Annotated in this window: 18 protein-coding genes; 15 read left to right on the forward strand and 3 right to left on the reverse strand. The window is 61.5% G+C overall.

The genetic code is table 11. The features are described from left to right. Positions 1-47 precede the first annotated feature (47 nt). The 3 genes from coaA (at position 48) to mscL (ending at position 2,436) form a co-directional block, all read left to right on the forward strand. Positions 48-1,013, forward strand: a complete 966-nt coding sequence (coaA, locus tag J7I92_RS03745; RefSeq protein WP_214837520.1) for a type I pantothenate kinase — start codon at positions 48-50, stop codon at positions 1,011-1,013. 5 nt (positions 1,014-1,018) lie between these two features. Beyond that, complete coding sequence (locus J7I92_RS03750; protein WP_396020346.1) at positions 1,019-1,948, forward strand: D-alanyl-D-alanine carboxypeptidase family protein; 930 nt, start codon at positions 1,019-1,021, stop codon at positions 1,946-1,948. A gap of 92 nt (positions 1,949-2,040) precedes the next feature. After that, complete coding sequence (gene mscL, locus J7I92_RS03755) at positions 2,041-2,436, forward strand: large conductance mechanosensitive channel protein MscL (RefSeq protein WP_214837523.1); 396 nt, start codon at positions 2,041-2,043, stop codon at positions 2,434-2,436. A gap of 83 nt (positions 2,437-2,519) precedes the next feature. Here the strand turns inward: mscL and glmM are convergent, their stop codons facing one another. The 3 genes from glmM to rplM all read right to left on the reverse strand — a co-directional run bounded on the left by glmM (position 2,520) and on the right by rplM (position 4,988). Continuing rightward, positions 2,520-3,878, reverse strand: a complete 1,359-nt coding sequence (glmM, locus tag J7I92_RS03760; RefSeq protein ID WP_214837526.1) for a phosphoglucosamine mutase — start codon at positions 3,876-3,878, stop codon at positions 2,520-2,522. A 121-nt stretch (positions 3,879-3,999) separates the two neighbouring features. Beyond that, on the reverse strand, positions 4,000-4,506 hold the full coding sequence (rpsI, locus tag J7I92_RS03765) for a 30S ribosomal protein S9 (RefSeq protein WP_214837529.1): 507 nt from the start codon (positions 4,504-4,506) through the stop codon (positions 4,000-4,002). Between the two features lie 38 nt (positions 4,507-4,544). Beyond that, entirely contained in the window at positions 4,545-4,988 is a 444-nt protein-coding gene (gene rplM / locus J7I92_RS03770) for a 50S ribosomal protein L13 (RefSeq protein WP_011692756.1), read from the reverse strand. 324 nt (positions 4,989-5,312) lie between these two features. On the opposite strand from rplM, the gene J7I92_RS03775 reads away from it, so the two are divergent. The 12 genes from J7I92_RS03775 (at position 5,313) to J7I92_RS03830 (ending at position 15,335) form a co-directional block, all read left to right on the forward strand. After that, a complete protein-coding gene (locus J7I92_RS03775) occupies positions 5,313-6,005 on the forward strand; it encodes an A24 family peptidase (RefSeq protein ID WP_214837532.1) in 693 nt (230 codons plus the stop codon). A 222-nt stretch (positions 6,006-6,227) separates the two neighbouring features. Further along, positions 6,228-6,422: a Flp family type IVb pilin gene (locus J7I92_RS03780; RefSeq protein WP_251039411.1), complete on the forward strand. Its 195-nt coding sequence runs from the start codon at positions 6,228-6,230 to the stop codon at positions 6,420-6,422. Positions 6,423-6,511: 89 nt separating this feature from the next. Next, positions 6,512-6,904 (forward strand): TadE family protein, encoded by a 393-nt coding sequence (locus J7I92_RS03785; protein ID WP_214837535.1) that lies wholly within the window; start codon positions 6,512-6,514, stop codon positions 6,902-6,904. Next, positions 6,892-7,920: a pilus assembly protein TadG-related protein gene (locus J7I92_RS03790; RefSeq protein ID WP_214837538.1), complete on the forward strand. Its 1,029-nt coding sequence runs from the start codon at positions 6,892-6,894 to the stop codon at positions 7,918-7,920. The genes J7I92_RS03785 and J7I92_RS03790 overlap by 13 nt, the downstream gene beginning before the upstream one ends. 18 nt (positions 7,921-7,938) lie before the next feature. Next, positions 7,939-8,709 (forward strand): Flp pilus assembly protein CpaB, encoded by a 771-nt coding sequence (locus J7I92_RS03795; RefSeq protein ID WP_214837541.1) that lies wholly within the window; start codon positions 7,939-7,941, stop codon positions 8,707-8,709. Further along, positions 8,706-9,905 carry an AAA family ATPase gene (locus J7I92_RS03800; RefSeq protein WP_214837544.1) on the forward strand — a complete coding sequence of 400 codons (1,200 nt, stop codon included), beginning with the start codon at positions 8,706-8,708 and terminating at the stop codon, positions 9,903-9,905. Before J7I92_RS03795 ends, J7I92_RS03800 begins: the two co-directional genes overlap by 4 nt. Beyond that, complete coding sequence (locus J7I92_RS03805) at positions 9,902-11,335, forward strand: CpaF family protein (RefSeq protein ID WP_214837547.1); 1,434 nt, start codon at positions 9,902-9,904, stop codon at positions 11,333-11,335. The genes J7I92_RS03800 and J7I92_RS03805 overlap by 4 nt, the downstream gene beginning before the upstream one ends. A 5-nt stretch (positions 11,336-11,340) precedes the next feature. Continuing rightward, a complete protein-coding gene (locus J7I92_RS03810) occupies positions 11,341-12,282 on the forward strand; it encodes a type II secretion system F family protein (protein WP_311380085.1) in 942 nt (313 codons plus the stop codon). An 11-nt stretch (positions 12,283-12,293) separates the two neighbouring features. Next, a complete protein-coding gene (locus tag J7I92_RS03815) occupies positions 12,294-13,172 on the forward strand; it encodes a type II secretion system F family protein (protein ID WP_214837553.1) in 879 nt (292 codons plus the stop codon). A 402-nt stretch (positions 13,173-13,574) separates the two neighbouring features. After that, the gene (locus J7I92_RS03820; RefSeq protein ID WP_214837555.1) at positions 13,575-13,814 is read left to right on the forward strand and encodes a Flp family type IVb pilin; all 240 of its coding nucleotides are present in this window, start codon (positions 13,575-13,577) and stop codon (positions 13,812-13,814) included. A 109-nt stretch (positions 13,815-13,923) separates the two neighbouring features. Continuing rightward, on the forward strand, positions 13,924-14,298 hold the full coding sequence (locus J7I92_RS03825; RefSeq protein WP_214837558.1) for a TadE family protein: 375 nt from the start codon (positions 13,924-13,926) through the stop codon (positions 14,296-14,298). Beyond that, positions 14,286-15,335, forward strand: a complete 1,050-nt coding sequence (locus J7I92_RS03830; protein WP_214837561.1) for a pilus assembly protein TadG-related protein — start codon at positions 14,286-14,288, stop codon at positions 15,333-15,335. Before J7I92_RS03825 ends, J7I92_RS03830 begins: the two co-directional genes overlap by 13 nt. Positions 15,336-15,341 lie beyond the last annotated feature (6 nt).

Here is a 15,341-nt window from a genome sequence, read left to right on the forward strand (position 1 = left end):
GGCCCTGCATTTCGCTCTCAGCGTTGCGGAGGGCAGAATCTCTTAACGTGACTTTGCAACGCAATGAGGCGAATGGAGAGGGTGTCTCCCCGTTCGTGGAGCTGGACAGGCAGACCTGGTCCCGGCTCGCAGCCCAGATGGAACAGCCTCTGAATGAAGAGGACGTGGTCCGTCTCCGAGGGCTCGGCGATCCGCTGGATATGAAGGAAGTCCGCGAAGTCTACCTGCCGCTCTCCCGGCTGCTCCACCTCTATGTGGAGGCCGCTGGCCAGCTTCACGCCGCGACCACCACGTTCCTGGGAGAACAGACCCAGCGCACGCCCTTTGTCATCGGCGTGGCCGGTTCCGTGGCGGTGGGCAAGTCCACCATCGCCCGTGTGCTCCGCGAGATGCTCCGCCGCTGGCCCGGTACGCCAAACGTGGAACTCATTACCACCGACGGGTTCCTGTATCCGCTGGCGGAGCTCAAGCGCCGGCACCTCCTGGAACGCAAGGGCTTTCCGGAGTCGTATGACCGCCGCTCCCTCCTCCGCTTCGTGAGCGAGATAAAGGGCGGCGCCGAAGAGGTCCGGGCACCCTGGTACTCCCACGTCACGTACGACATTGTGCCCGGCAAGGAAGTGGTGGTCCGCCGCCCGGACGTGCTGATCGTGGAGGGCCTGAATGTCCTGGCCCCCGCGCGGCCCCGGCATGACGGCAGGCAAGGGCTGGCGCTGAGCGACTTCTTCGACTTCTCCATCTATGTGGACGCCAAGACCTCCTACATCGAGGAATGGTACGTAGACCGGTTCCGCAAACTGCGCACCACCGCTTTCGCCCAGCCGGAGTCCTATTTCCACCGCTACGCGACGCTCTCCGACGAGGAAGCCGAAAGCACCGCGCGCGACATCTGGAAGCGCATCAACGAGCCCAACCTGGAGGACAACGTCCTCCCCACGCGGGGCCGGGCGCAGCTGGTGCTCACCAAGGAAGCCGACCACTCCATCCGCCGCATGCTCCTGCGAAAGGTGTAGCACACGTGTGCCACGACTGTGTTGCGGCCGTTGGAACGGTTGCTGTTGCGGGGCCGGCCCCCGCTGCGGGCTCCGCGCCGAGCAGGCGCTCCGTCGCCCGGCTCCTGGCCATCGGCGCCGGAATGACGGCCCTCGCGGCCTGCACGCCCGACGGCGGAACCCCGCCGCCGTCGTCGGCTTCCCCGTCCGTAACGTCCGCTTCGCCGGCGTCAGCGCCGTCGTCGTCCTCCCCGTCCCCTGCCGCGACGTCCGCCTCCGCGGCCAGTGAACCGGCGACGCCGACTCCCACCGCCTCGCCGGCGCCCACCTCGCCGGCGGCCCGGCACTCCCAGCAGCATTCGTTGACGGACCCCGCCAGCCCGTGGGTGGTGGTGAACAAGCACCGTCCGCTCTCCCCCGCCGACTACGTGCCGGCGGACCTCGTCCAGCCCAACATCACGCTGGCCGTTTCCGGCGAGGCCGCGCAGCTGAACCGGACGACGGCGGCTGCCGCAGAACAGATGTTCGCCGCCGCAGCGCAGGAGGGCGTTACTATGACGCTGACCAGCGGCTACCGCTCCTACGGCACGCAGGTGGCAACGTACAACGGGTACGTTGCATCCCGCGGGCAGGCCGAGGCGGACACGGCATCCGCCCGGCCCGGGTACTCGGAGCACCAAACGGGCTGGGCCTTCGACATCGGCGACGGCGGCGGGGCGTGCAGTTTCCAGCCGTGCTTCGCCGAGCAGCCGGCCGCGGTGTGGGCCAAGGCGAACGGGCACCGCTTCGGTTTCGTAGTGCGGTACCCGTGGATGCTCCACGAGATCACAGGGTACTACTACGAACCGTGGCACCTGCGGTACATAGGAGTGGAGGCCGCCACCGACATGGCCACGCGGGGCGTGGCAACCCTCGAAGAGTACTTCGGGCTGGAAGCGGCGCCGGGGTATTTGTAGGGGACTCTGGGCATCTCTAAAGGGCATGCCACGCGCGGCGGAATTACGTTCTTGTCATGCCATGTTTACAGCACTGCGCTAGCTTGGATCCCATGTTGACCGGATTCAAGAATTTCATCATGAAGGGCAACGTCGTAGACCTTGCCGTCGCCGTGGTCATGGGTGCTGCGTTCGGCGCCGTAGTGACCTCAATCGTTGAAGGCTTGCTGACTCCGCTGATCGGCCGCCTGTTCAGTGCCAAGGGCATGGAAGAAATGCAATGGGAGGGGTTCATGTATGGCTCCGTGATATCCTCCATCATTTCGTTCCTGCTGGTGGCCGCCGCCATCTACTTCGTGGTGGTCATGCCGATGAACCACATGATCGAACGCCGCAACCGTCGGCTTGGCATTGATACCGACGTCAAGGACGAGGCGGCGGAGGATCCCCAGATCGCACTCCTCACCGAGATCCGTGACTCACTCCGTAACGGCAGCCCGCGGGCGTAGTTTCGGGAAGAGACAGCAGTGGTCCGCCTCTTGATGGAGGCGGACCACTTCTTTTTGGTTTCTTTTAGCTGTGTGGCCCGGGGTCAGACCGCCGGCTCGACCGCCAGCCGTTCCTCCACGACAGCTGCCAGCCGCTTGCAGATGCGTTCTGCGGTGGGCATGTCGGCCGCCTCCACCATCACGCGGACCAGCGCCTCGGTTCCGGACGGCCGCAGGAGCACCCGCCCGGTCTCGCCCAGCTCCTCGGACGCCTCTGCCACTGCAGCGAGAACGCCTTCATCGGTGCCGGCACGCGCCTTGTCCACGTTCTTGACGTTGATCATCAGCTGGGGCAGCTTGGTCATCACCGTGGCAAGTTCTTTCAGCGGTCGGCCGGTGAGCGCCACCTGGGCGGCGAGCTGCAGGCCGGTCAGGAGGCCATCGCCCGTCGTGGCGTGGTCGGCGAAGATCACGTGGCCGGACTGTTCGCCGCCGAGGTTGAAGCCGCCGCCGCGCATTTCCTCGAGGACGTAGCGATCCCCCACAGCCGTCTCACGGATGCTGATGCCGGCGTCGCGGAGGGCAATCTTCAGGCCGAGGTTGCTCATGACGGTGGCAACCAGGACGTCGTCCTTGAGCTTGCCGGATTTCTTTAGCGCGAGGGCGAGGATGGCCATGATCTGGTCACCGTCCACCTCGTTGCCTTCGTGGTCGATGGCAAGGCACCGGTCGGCGTCGCCGTCGTGGGCGATGCCCAGGTCGGCGCCGTGTTCCACCACTGCCCGCTGGAGGGCACCGAGGTGCGTTGAGCCCACGCCGTCGTTGATGTTCAGTCCGTCGGGCTCAGCTCCGATAACGACGATCTCTGCGCCGGCGTCGTTGAAGAGCTGCGGTGAACAGCCACTGGCCGCGCCGTTGGCGCAGTCGAGGACCACTTTCAGCCCGTCAAGACGGTGCGGCAGTGTCCCGAGCAGGTGCACAATGTACCGGTCCTCGGCGTCCGCGAAGGTCTGGATGCGGCCAACGTCGCTGCCTGTGGGCCTCAGCGGGTCCTTCCCCAGCTGTACCTCGATGGCGTCCTCCACCTCGTCAGGCAGCTTCTGGCCGCCCTTGGCGAAGAACTTGATCCCGTTGTCCGGCGCCGGGTTGTGGGAGGCGGAGATCATGACGCCGAAGTCTGCCTTGAGGTCAGCTACGAGATAGGCGGCGGCCGGGGTCGGGAGAACACCGGCGTCGTAGACGTCAATGCCTGAACTGGAAAGTCCGGCGGCGACGGCGGCCGATATGAACTCCCCGCTGGCACGCGGATCGCGGGCCACCACGGCACGTGGCCGGGTGCCGGTGTTGTTGCGTTCGGGGGCGAGTACGACGGCGGCCGCCTGCGCCAGTTGCATAGCCAGCTCTGCTGTGAGCAGGCCGTTAGCCAGGCCCCGGACACCGTCTGTTCCAAATAATCTAGACATCGGGTCAAGTTTAGACGATGGTCTTGCCGAGGCTGTCTTTTGCTCGCACGGATTGCGTGGGGGGCTTAAACGGCGGAAGCCCGCCCCGCCAAGTGGCGGGACGGGCTTCCGGTAAGCGGGTTTAGCGCTTGGAGTACTGCTGAGCCTTACGGGCCTTCTTGAGACCGGCCTTCTTACGCTCGATGACGCGTGCGTCACGGGTGAGGTAGCCGGCCTTCTTCAGGGTGGCGCGGTTGTTCTCGACGTCGATCTCGTTCAGTGAACGGGCGATGCCCAGACGCAGTGCACCGGCCTGGCCGGAGGGGCCACCGCCGTGGATGCGGGCGATGACGTCGTAGGCGCCGTCAAGATCGAGGATCTTGAAGGGCTCGTTGACGTCCTGCTGGTGCAGCTTGTTCGGGAAGTAGTTGGCCAGTTCGCGGCCGTTGATGAGCCACTTGCCGGAGCCGGGCACAACGCGAACGCGCGCAACGGCTTCCTTGCGACGGCCAACTGCGGCGCCGGCAACGGTCAGTGCCGGGCGCTCCTTCTTCGGCGCAGCAGCTTCAGCAGCTCCGCTTTCCGAGGTGTAGCTGGTCAGGGTTTCCTCTGCCTCAACGGCTTCGGTGGTCTCTTCGTTCTGAGCCACGGTTCTCCTTGTATAGATAAGTTGTTTGGTGGCCAGGACTACTGGGCGACCTGGGAAATTTCGAAAGTCTTGGGCTGCTGGGCGGCGTGCGGGTGCTCTGCACCGCGGTAAACCTTCAGCTTGCCCAGCTGCTGTGCAGCGAGGGAGTTCTTCGGGAGCATGCCCTTGATGGCCTTCTCCACGGCGCGGACCGGGTTGGATTCCAGCAGCTCCGCGTAGTTGACGGAGGTCAGGCCGCCCGGGTAGCCGGAGTGGCGGTAAGCGCGCTTCTGCTCGAGCTTGGCGCCGGTGAGGGCAACCTTCTCGGCGTTGATGATGATGACGAAGTCGCCCATGTCCATATGGGGAGCAAAGGTGGCCTTGTGCTTGCCGCGCAGCAGGATTGCGGTCTGGCTGGCGAGACGACCAAGGACAACGTCGGTGGCGTCAATGACGTGCCACTGGCGGTTGATATCGCCGGGCTTCGGGGTGTACGTACGCACGGTGTTTGCCTCGTTCTTGTTCTGGCGTTCTTGTTTAGGTGTCACGTAAGCGTGTGCACCTACTATCTATGCGCTACCGGAACAGAGGTGAGGGCTCTATGGATCCAGTGGTCCAGAAGTCTCGAATGTGCCCGAGGAGTAGTTATCCTGCAACCGGATTCTCAGCGGGCACGCATCATCAAGAAAGGACACGCACAACGACTATCAAGAATAGCGGGTCCAGCGGTCACTGGTCAAAATAGGCTCTAACTAGCCAGCCTGCGCCGGTCCTGGTGCTCGGGTCCGGCGTTTTGGACCACGAGCAACTCCGAGCTTAGGTGCCCATTGACTGAAATCCCCCCTGCTTCGCTCCTGATAATCCTCTGTGCAGGTTTGGGGCTCATCGTGGCGCCTCTTGCCCTAGGGGTCGCCCGGCGGCTACTGCCGGCGATCGAACTGGGGCGGGTGCGGTGGCACAGCGCGGTAGGGACCATTGCGACGGCGGCGCTATTTGGAGCGATGGCCTGGCGGTTTGGCTGGTCCTGGCCCCTGCCGGCCTTCCTCTTCCTCTGCGCAGCTGGCGTTGTGCTGTCCAGGATCGACCTGCAGCACAAGTTATTGCCCAACAGAATCGTCGTTCCAGCGCTCGGAATCGGACTTACCCTGCTGCTTTTGGACGCCGGCTTGAACCAGCGATGGGGAAATCTGCTCCTGGCGGTCGTCGGATGCGTCGCAACCTTCATGATTTTCCTGATTTTGGCCCTAATTTCTCCGCGCGGGATGGGCATGGGAGACGTAAAGCTCTCGGCGCCACTTGGTTTGTACTTGGGCTACCTCTCCGTGGGGCATCTGATACTGGGTATAGCCCTTGGCTTTATTGTGGGCGCTGTTACCAGTGTTCTTCTTGTTACAGCCGGAATTGCAGCGCGGAAGACCTCCCTACCGTTCGGCCCGTCGATGTTCACGGGCTGCATGCTGGTCGTGCTTTGGGGCGCCGCGATCGGGCACTGGCTGATGCCCACGGCATTCGCCAGGTAGTGGTTTCCGAGTACACCAAGTAGTCGCGTACTTGAAGGGCCGCCCTATAGCGCTGTGACACCAAGTAGACGAGTGATTTTGCTGTCTAAAAGACGAGTACAGCCACTCATTGTGTGGCTATTTGTTACTCCTGTATTCCTTTGTGTATCGAAGTTCTCGCAACACCAACTCGGGGGAGCGGGAAATTCGAATTCAAATTCAGCACTCACAAAGGAACAAGAAATGAACTCTGTAATGGTCTCCCTCGTTGCTTTTGTCGCCGGCGTCAAGAACCGCCTCACGGGTGAAGAGAAGGGCGCAACGGCTGTTGAATACGGCCTGATGGTCGCGCTCATCGTCATCGCTGCCATCCTCGGAATCACTGCCGTCGGTGCCAACCTCCAGACCCTCTTCGCCGACGTCGCAGGTCGTCTGTAGGCATACGCCGCAACCCAACGCCTGCGTGATGGCGGCTCCCAGGCCATCTGGGAGCCGCCATTAGCTTTTCGAGACATGAGGATCGGAAAATGCGTAATAAAAAGGAAAAAGGTGCGGCTGCAGTCGAATTCGCATTGATATTGCCGGTATTGCTGCTCATATTGATCGGCATCATCGAATTTTCGCTGGCATTCAATGCCCAACTGTCGCTCAATCAGGCTGCCCGCGAGGGGGCCCGTTATATGGCAATTCACAACAACACCGGGGCGGCCGCCACAGCGGCCGGTAACGCGGCCGGCAGGCTCGCTCCAAGCACCGTTACCACGACGTTCGCAGTCACCGGCGGGGGAACGACCTGCGCAGCCGGCAAACAGGTGACTGCGACGACCAGTTACACCCTTACCACGGTCACCGGCTTCCTGGACGCATTCACGGGAACTATCATCCTCACCGGAAAAGGAACAATGCAATGCGGCGGTTGACAAATAACACAGACAAGGAGCGCGGCGCCACTGCCGTCATGGTAGCCCTGATGATGGTGATGCTCCTCAGCTTCGGGGCCATCGCCGTTGATGTCGGTGGAATGTACGCCGAAAAGGCGGTAACGCAGAATGGTGCCGATGCCGCGGCCCTTGCGGTGGCGCAGAAATGCGCCAAGAACGCAGCTGATCCCCTTTGCAACACCGGATCCACGCTTTCGGGCACGCTGGCCAACGCCAACGCCAAGGACAACCTCACCAATGTGGCCTCGACCGTGGTGGATAAAACTGCGGGCAAAGTGACAGTGAATACGAATGCCCAGGATTCCACCGGGGTGCATTTTTCAACCTTCTTTGCACGGATCTTCGGAACCGACACCACAACGATTAGCGCTGAGGCCGTGGCTGTATGGGGCGGCGCCAAAGCAGGGGTGATATCGCTCCCCATCGCGTTCTCGTCATGCGAAGTGGACTCAAGCGTGGCGGCTGACGGGACCACTCAGTTCCTGCTGTCGCACGGATCGGGGGCTGGGAAGAAGGACACGTGCCACGACACGGCTTCCGGTTTGGAAATCCCCGGAGGTTTTGGCTGGCTGGTGACATCAGGATCGTGTGGCGTCAAGGTCGACCTGTCGTCGCCGTGGGTCGACAGCAATACCGGCAACAACCCTGAATCGAACTGCAGCAGCATTTTGCAGCAGTGGAAGGACCAGCTCGTGGCCGGGAAGAAAGTGGTCGCCCTACTTCCCGTCTTCGACAAGACAAGCGGAACCGGAGCTGGCGCGAAATTTCACCTCAAGGCGTTCGCAGCCATCGATCTGATGGGTTGGGACCTGGCCAACCAGGACCCATTCCACTACATGCCCACCGCGGCCCAATCTTTCAAGGACGCCGGCGGCTGGAAATCAAGCGATCTCGGAATTGTCGGGAAATTCATTCGCTACGTTGCACTGGACGAAGCGTTTGATGCCGGCGGTCCCACTACCTACGGCAACACCATCGTTGAACTCACGAAATAAGAAATAAAGGAGAATCCCGTGAAAACCAGGCTGCTGGGGGGCCTAGCAGCATTGCTCTTGGCGATTGTCGGATCTGTACTGATGTTCAATTACGCACAGGCAGCCGACAGCCGAGCACAGCAAGGCTTAGAGCCCGTAGAAGTTCTTGTCGTTCAGAAGGCAGTTACAGCAGGCACCCCGGTGTCCAAGCTTTCCGAATCCGTTAAACTAACGTCACTTCCCGGGACTGCTGTTCCGGCCGATGCGGTGAAATCCCTCAGCGATTTCTCGGACAAGGTCACTGCCGTGGACCTGCAGCCTGGAGAACAACTCCTCAAGGCTCGACTTATTGATCCGAATGCCTTGGCAGCTCCAGGCACTGTCCCTGTCCCGGCTGGGATGGAGGAGGTCTCTGTGCTGCTGGAACCGCAGCGCGTAATCGGCGGCCGTTTGGCCGCAGGCGACACCGTGGGCGTTTACATCTCATACAAACTGGACGAAAAGGTCAGTAGTGATGCACCAGTCAGCAATGACATAAAGGGCTTCAAGGAGTTCACGGGAAAGGCCTTCCACAAGGTGCTCGTCACGAGCGTTCAGCAGGCTCCTCCTGAAACCTCAAAGGATTCAGCACCTGCTGAAGGCCCCGCACTGCCGTCAGGTTCTGTGTACGTCACCCTGGCCCGTGAAGACGTCGACTCCGCCGAAATCGTCTTCGGCGCTGAATTCGGCAAGATCTGGCTCTCCAAGGAGGCCGACGAATCGAAGGATTCCAAGCCCGGCTTGGTGACGCTGGGGAAGGTCGCACAATGAGCCGCTTCGTAGTCATTACAGCTGCGCAGGAATTTCAGCGCAAGGTGCAGTTAGCGGTGCGAGGCGCACTTCACGGCACGGTACAGATCCTCCCCCCGTCGGTGATGCTCGGGGGCCCCCAGGAGCTGTTCGGCCGGCTAACCGGCGAACCGCCGGAAGTCTTGGTCTTGGGCCCTGGACTTCCGGGGGACGAGGCTCTCAAGCTCGCCACGGTGTTCGACTTACAGTATCCAGAAATCAGCCTGGTGCTCGTGGAGGACACGGCTTCTGAACAGGTCATCAGCGCCATGCGTGCCGGCATCCGGGACATCGTCAGCCCGAATGCGGATGTACCTGAACTGCGAATTTTACTGGAACGAGCATGCCTAGCTTCTGCCGGACGCCGGCGGGGATTGGTTTCAGCCGCGGGTCCGGAGCGCCCAGCGGGGCGGGTCATCGCAGTCATGTCGCCAAAAGGTGGGGTGGGCAAGACCACCGTTGCCACCAACCTGGCGATTGGCCTTGGCAAGATTGCGCCGATGGGCGTCGTCATAGTCGACCTGGACGTGCAGTTCGGCGACGTGGGCACCGGGCTTCAACTCGAACCTGAGCACACGCTCAGAGACGCTGTCGGGGGCGCCGCCTTTCAGGATTCCATGGTGCTGAAGGCTTTCCTCACCGTTCATCCGAGCGGGATCTATGCCCTGTGCGCACCCAACACTCCGGGTGAGGCTGACCAGATCAGCGGAGAAGCAGTCAGCCACCTTCTCAATCAAATGGCTGCGGAATTCCAATACGTGGTGGTCGACACAACTCCTGGGCTCGGTGAACACGTGCTCGCAACACTGGAGCAGGCCACGGATGCAGTGTGGGTCTGCGGTATGGACATTCCGAGCATTCGAGGACTGCACACAAGCTTCGAAGTTCTTCGCGAACTGCAACTCTTACCCCAGGGCAGGCACGTCGTGCTTAATTTCGCAGACCGGCGTAGCGGGCTCACAGTTCAGGATGTCGAGGCGACGATCGGCGTCCCGGTGGACACGGTGGTGCCTCGCTCGCGTGCAGTGCCTTTCTCGACAAACAAGGGCGTACCCCTGTTGCAGGAATCCTCTCGCGATGGCGCTGCCCGCGCCTTCGCCAAGTTGGTGGAGCGCTTCGACCCCAAGTGGGCCACCGTTCCTCAGAAGAAAGTACATCGACGGATGGTGGTCTCATGAGCCTCACAGAACGACTGGAAGCGGCCCGCGGCGGAACACCCGCTTTCGGAGCCTCTAGCACCCAAGCTCCAGTCTCAGGTCAGCATGACCCGGTTGCATTCGCGTCCGGGAACCCCTCGGCAACCGCCGGCGCCGCCCCCGTTGACGCACTGGCGGGCCTGAAGCAACGGGCAGGAAAGGCCCTCTTCGAACGCCTGGGAGGACGCCTCACCGATTCTTCGCTGACTGACGAGGAGCTCCGCAAACTAGCACGGGATGAACTGAGCCTGGTCATCGACGAAGAGCAGGTTCCCCTCAGTCCGGAGGAACGTCGTCGCCTTATCCGCGATGTTGGCGACGACGTTCTGGGTTACGGGCCACTCCAGCGTTTTCTTGAGGATCCGTCTATAACGGAGATCATGGTGAACCGGCCGGATCAGGTTTATGTGGAACGCGATGGTCGGCTGCTCCTGACTGACGGCCGGTTCAGTTCAGAGGAACACCTCCGGAAGGTGATCGAGCGGATTGTCGCCAAGGTGGGACGTCGCATCGACGAATCTTCGCCACTAGTGGACGCACGGCTGGAGGACGGGTCCCGTGTGAACGCCATTATTCCGCCTCTTGCGGTCAACGGATCATCACTCACGATCCGAAAATTCAGCAAGATCCCGTTGACGGTCCAGAACCTGATCGACTTCGGAACGTTGACGCCGGAAATGGCTGAGCTCCTGGATGCGTGTGTCCGGGCCAAGCTCAACATCATCGTGTCCGGCGGTACCGGCACGGGAAAGACCACCCTTCTCAACGTACTTTCATCGTTCATTCCCGCTGATGACCGCATCGTCACGATTGAGGACGCTGTGGAACTTCAGCTGCAGCAGAGCCATGTGGTCCGGTTGGAAAGCCGCCCGGCTAATATCGAAGGCAAAGGCGCCGTGACTATCCGCGAACTGGTGAGGAACTCCCTCCGCATGCGCCCGGACAGAATCGTCGTCGGTGAAGTCCGAGGCGGCGAGAGCCTCGATATGTTGCAGGCCATGAATACGGGGCACGACGGCTCGATTTCAACGGTGCACGCTAACTCACCACGCGACGCAGTGGCCCGTCTCGAGACCCTTGTGCTCATGGCCGGCATGGATCTTCCCCTGCGCGCCATCCGAGAACAGGTGTCCTCCGCGGTTAACCTCATCGTTCATCTGTCCAGGTTGCGCGATGGTACCCGACGTGTAACGCACATCACCGAAGTCCAGGGGATGGAAGGCGAAATCGTAACGCTGCAGGACGCCTTCGTTTTCGATTATGCCGCTGGCGTTGACGTGAACGGCAAATTCCTCGGTAAGCCTGTTCCGACTGGGATTCGCCCCCGCTTTATAGATCACTTCGCTGACCTGGGAATTGTTATCTCTCCAGCCGTTTTTGGCGGTCGGCCACTGACTGCTGGAAGGCGATGATTCCGATGACACCTGCCACGTTTGCCATCGGCATGACCCTCTTAGTCGGAGCAGTAGTGGTAATAGTGTTCGTCGTGCTCCGCCCGTCAAACGGCTCTGTGGCTCTAAGCCGCAGGCGTCCGTTCGGCGGGGCCGAACGCTCTGCGCTAACCAAATTCACTGACGCCACAGTGGGCGCAGTGGAAAGGGTTCTAGCCGGCGGCGGCAAAAACCCGGGTGAGCGGGCCACACTGGATCAGGCCGGCCTCAAGATGGCCCGCGCGGACTTCATCGTTCTGGTTGGCGCAGTTACAGTCGTGGCCGGCTTCGTGGGCCTCATCCTGCAAGGGCCGGTGTTCGCTGTGCTCTTCGCCGGCCTTACTCCAATATTGGCCGCGATGTATCTGTCATTCCTGACCCAGCGCCGCCGCGCACGGTTTGAGGCGCAACTGGGCGACACCTTAACCATGGTGTCCGGGGGTCTTCGGGCTGGTCACAGTGTTCTTCGGGCCATTGATGCAGTGGCACAGGAAGCCAGCGAACCCACCGCCACGGAATTCTCCCGGGTGGTCAATGAAACTCGGCTGGGCCGCGACCTACAGGATTCGTTGAATGACGTATCACTCCGAATGAAGAGCGAGGACTTCAACTGGATGGCCCAGGCCATCGAAATCAACCGGGAAGTCGGCGGTGACCTAGCTGAAGTATTTGACCAAGTCGGCGAAACGATCCGTGAACGCTCCCAGATCAAGGGAACGGTGAAGGCACTGAGTGCAGAAGGGAAGCTTTCCGCAATCATCCTCATGGCACTACCGGTACTTCTGTTCATCCTCATTGGGTTGGCCAACCCCAAATACAGTGGACAGCTAACCGGCCATCCTATTGGCTGGATGCTGCTCGGGATCGCCGTGGTGATGATGACCATTGGCGGTCTGTGGATCCGCAAGATCAGCGATCTGAAATTCTAGGAGGTACGGAGATGCAACCGATCGCCTGGGGCATAATCGCCCTCACCGTTTTACCCGCTTCGTATCTTGCCTGGTCCATCATTGTGGCCGATCGAAAATCGCGCCTGATAATCCAAGGCAACCTCAGCAAGGGCCTCGAAAACAGCGGTGCTGCGGCTACGCCGCAGAACATGGATTTCGAGCGGCTGGCCCGAAAGCTCACCCCCACTGGCTACGAGGCTAAACTCGACAGGCTGCTCGCCCTGGCGGGACGTCCAGCGTCGATGCCGCTACCGCGGCTGCTGGTGGCCAAGCCCGCTCTCGCCCTCGTTGTGGCGCTCCTCATGATGCTCATGCTCAGCCGCAACAGTAGCCCCCAAATGATCCTGTTGGCCGTATTCTCAACAGGGCTGGCTTACTTTGTTCCGGATCTCCTCATCCATAGCAGGGGCGCCGAGCGCCAGAAGAAGATCCAGCTGGAGTTACCCAACACACTGGACCAGATGCTGATCGCGGTCGAGGCTGGCCTCGGCTTTGAATCCGCGATGGCGCGAGCTGGCCAGAATGGCAAAGGCCCGTTGGCTGAGGAGCTCGTTCGGACCCTTCAAGACATGCAGGTAGGTCGGTCCCGGAGGGACTCGTATCTCGCACTAGCCGACCGGAGCAACGTACAGGATTTGAGAAGCTTCGTGCGGGCGGTGGTTCAGGCCGACGCGTATGGCATTGCCATTGCCAAAGTCCTTAAAGCCCAAGCACGGGAAATGCGCGTCAAGCGTCGTCAGCGCGCTGAGCAGAAGGCCATGAAGCTCCCGGTGCTCGTGCTGTTCCCGCTCCTGCTTTTTATTTTCCCGGTCATCTTCATCGTGATACTGGGTCCCGCTGTCATCAACATCATCGAAGCCTTCTCGTAAATGAACCGCTGAACCAACCAAGACCTCGGGGTGTTGGCGCCCCGATGCCACCCGGCACGAGTCGCGGGATCTCGAATCGGGAGAAGGCCCTGAGCGAGTGTGAGTGCATGCTCAGGGCCTTCAAGGGGATCAGCCCCTGATCACCAAACCGCTGGCGACACGTAGAACACGCAGACCGGACCCCCTCGTCACCCAGAACCGAGGGGGTCCTCTTGAATGCCAAAGGAACCGAGAGCCGCAGATAAAACGCAGGGAATCCGCAGGTTCGCCGCAGGAAACACTCAAGTTGGGAAGGCTTGGCACAGGATGCGCCAAGCTCCGGTCAAAACCTGGAAAGTGGTTGCTACATTTTTGGCAGAGCTGGTGCAGGACCAGCCCACCCAAACTCGCTCAGGAGTCCCGATGCTTTCTCTTTACACCAACCTTGCAGTTCGTCTTCAGCGCGACGAAAAGGGCGCAACCGCCGTCGAATACGGCATCATGGTTGGCCTCATCGCCGTCGTCATCATTGTCGCTGTAACGCTCCTCGGCGACACGCTGAGCACTATGTTCGAACAAGTAAAGTGCCAGGTTGGTGGCGGCACATGGGCGGCGGTCAAGCAAACCACCACCGCGGCCGCTGGCGGAACCTGCACTCCCTGAGAAGGGGAACACCTTCGAACGCATCACGAGCCGAAGTGGCGGCGGCACCCAAGCCGCCGCCACTTTGGCTGTCACCACATCCCATTTGGCCTGACTGAAAGGCACCACTATGTCCAGGGCATCCGAGCGCGGGGCCGTTGCGGTCGAGTTTGCGATCCTGGCACCTGTCCTCGTCATGCTCCTTCTGGGCATCATGGAGTTCGCCCGGGTATACAACGCCCAGGCTTCCCTCTCCAGCGCCGCCCGCGAAGGTGTGCGGGTTATGGCCATCTCGAACGACAAAACCGCCGCCCGCACCGCCGCCAAGAACGCCGCCCTTTCGCTCAGGCCCGCACTAACGGACGCGAACATCAGCTTCGGCGGTGCCTACTGCACCCCCGGCACTCAGATCACCATCAGCATCAGCTACAACCTGTCCACTATGACCGGCATAGCCGGCCCGTTTCCGATGAAGGGCCAAGGAGCCATGCTATGCGGTGGCTGACACCCCGTTACCGGAAACAGAACGGCAATCACTACGGCGAACGCGGCGCCGTGAGCGTCGTGGTCGCACTTTTGCTGGTGGCATTGCTCGGGTTCGGCGCCATAGCGGTGGACGTCGGAATGCTCTACGCCGAGCGAACGCAGCTTCGCAACGGCGCCGACGCAGCTGCCCTCGCCGTAGCGCAGAAGTGTGCCAAAAACGCCAGCGACGCCGACTGCTCCACCACGTCCGCCCTGGCCCGCAGCTTTGCCAACAGCAACGCCAACGACGGCCTCAGCAACATCAAGTCCACGGTGCTCGACAAGCCCAACCGCACTGTAACCGTCACGGCAGGAGCCCAGGAATCGGGCCACGCTGCGAATGAAGTATCGCTCTTCTTTGCCCGCGTGCTGGGCATGGACTCGGCCGAAGTCAACGCCCCTTCAACAATCAAGTGGGGCAGCCCGCTTGCTGGTCGCACTGCCTTCCCCCTCGCGTTCTCCGTCTGCCAGGTGAAGGACTCCATCGGCGGGGCCCTCCAACTGCTGCAGGATCACGGCAAGAACCTGAATGCGGACTGCTTGTATGGGCCGTCCGGCGCCGCCGTGGAGGGCGGCTTTGGCTGGCTGGTCCAGGACACCGGCGTCTGCGGCGGCACCATCGACCTGGCAGTCAATGAGGGCGGCAGCGACCCCGGCAACGATCCACCCGACAACTGCTCCAGCACCCTGCAGAAATGGGTGGACGAAATCTCGGCCGGCCGGGACATAACGGTCCTTTTGCCGGTATACGACGCAGTCACGGGATCCGGCAAGGGAGCCATTTACCACCTCATAGCCTTTGCGGCGTACAAAGTGAAGGGCTGGAAGTTCGGCGGTAACAGCAGTGCTCCCAACACATTCCAGAACAAGTTCACTGGCACCAGCGCCGCACTCACCTGCGATAACAACTGCCGCGGCATCATCGGCAGCTTCGTCAAATACACGTCCTTGGCGGACGGCTACACCCTCGGCCCCGTCGATGCCTACGGCGCCACCATCGTCCGTATCTCCAAATAGTCCGTC

Source organism: Arthrobacter sp. ISL-72, assembly GCF_018613755.1.
Taxonomy (GTDB): domain Bacteria; phylum Actinomycetota; class Actinomycetes; order Actinomycetales; family Micrococcaceae; genus Arthrobacter.

Bases quoted from the DNA above. Each gene is read 5' to 3' on its own strand.
- J7I92_RS03820 (WP_214837555.1), top strand. From the start codon at position 13,575: ATGCTTTCTCTTTACACCAACCTTGCAGTTCGTCTTCAGCGCGACGAA.
- J7I92_RS03830 (WP_214837561.1), top strand. From the start codon at position 14,286: ATGCGGTGGCTGACACCCCGTTACCGGAAACAGAACGGCAATCACTAC.
- mscL (WP_214837523.1), top strand. From the start codon at position 2,041: ATGTTGACCGGATTCAAGAATTTCATCATGAAGGGCAACGTCGTAGAC.
- J7I92_RS03785 (WP_214837535.1), top strand. From the start codon at position 6,512: ATGCGTAATAAAAAGGAAAAAGGTGCGGCTGCAGTCGAATTCGCATTG.
- J7I92_RS03825 (WP_214837558.1), top strand. From the start codon at position 13,924: ATGTCCAGGGCATCCGAGCGCGGGGCCGTTGCGGTCGAGTTTGCGATC.
- J7I92_RS03800 (WP_214837544.1), top strand. From the start codon at position 8,706: ATGAGCCGCTTCGTAGTCATTACAGCTGCGCAGGAATTTCAGCGCAAG.
- J7I92_RS03810 (WP_311380085.1), top strand. From the start codon at position 11,341: ATGACACCTGCCACGTTTGCCATCGGCATGACCCTCTTAGTCGGAGCA.
- J7I92_RS03815 (WP_214837553.1), top strand. From the start codon at position 12,294: ATGCAACCGATCGCCTGGGGCATAATCGCCCTCACCGTTTTACCCGCT.
- glmM (WP_214837526.1), bottom strand. From the start codon at position 3,878: ATGTCTAGATTATTTGGAACAGACGGTGTCCGGGGCCTGGCTAACGGC.
- J7I92_RS03805 (WP_214837547.1), top strand. From the start codon at position 9,902: ATGAGCCTCACAGAACGACTGGAAGCGGCCCGCGGCGGAACACCCGCT.
- J7I92_RS03790 (WP_214837538.1), top strand. From the start codon at position 6,892: ATGCGGCGGTTGACAAATAACACAGACAAGGAGCGCGGCGCCACTGCC.
- J7I92_RS03780 (WP_251039411.1), top strand. From the start codon at position 6,228: ATGAACTCTGTAATGGTCTCCCTCGTTGCTTTTGTCGCCGGCGTCAAG.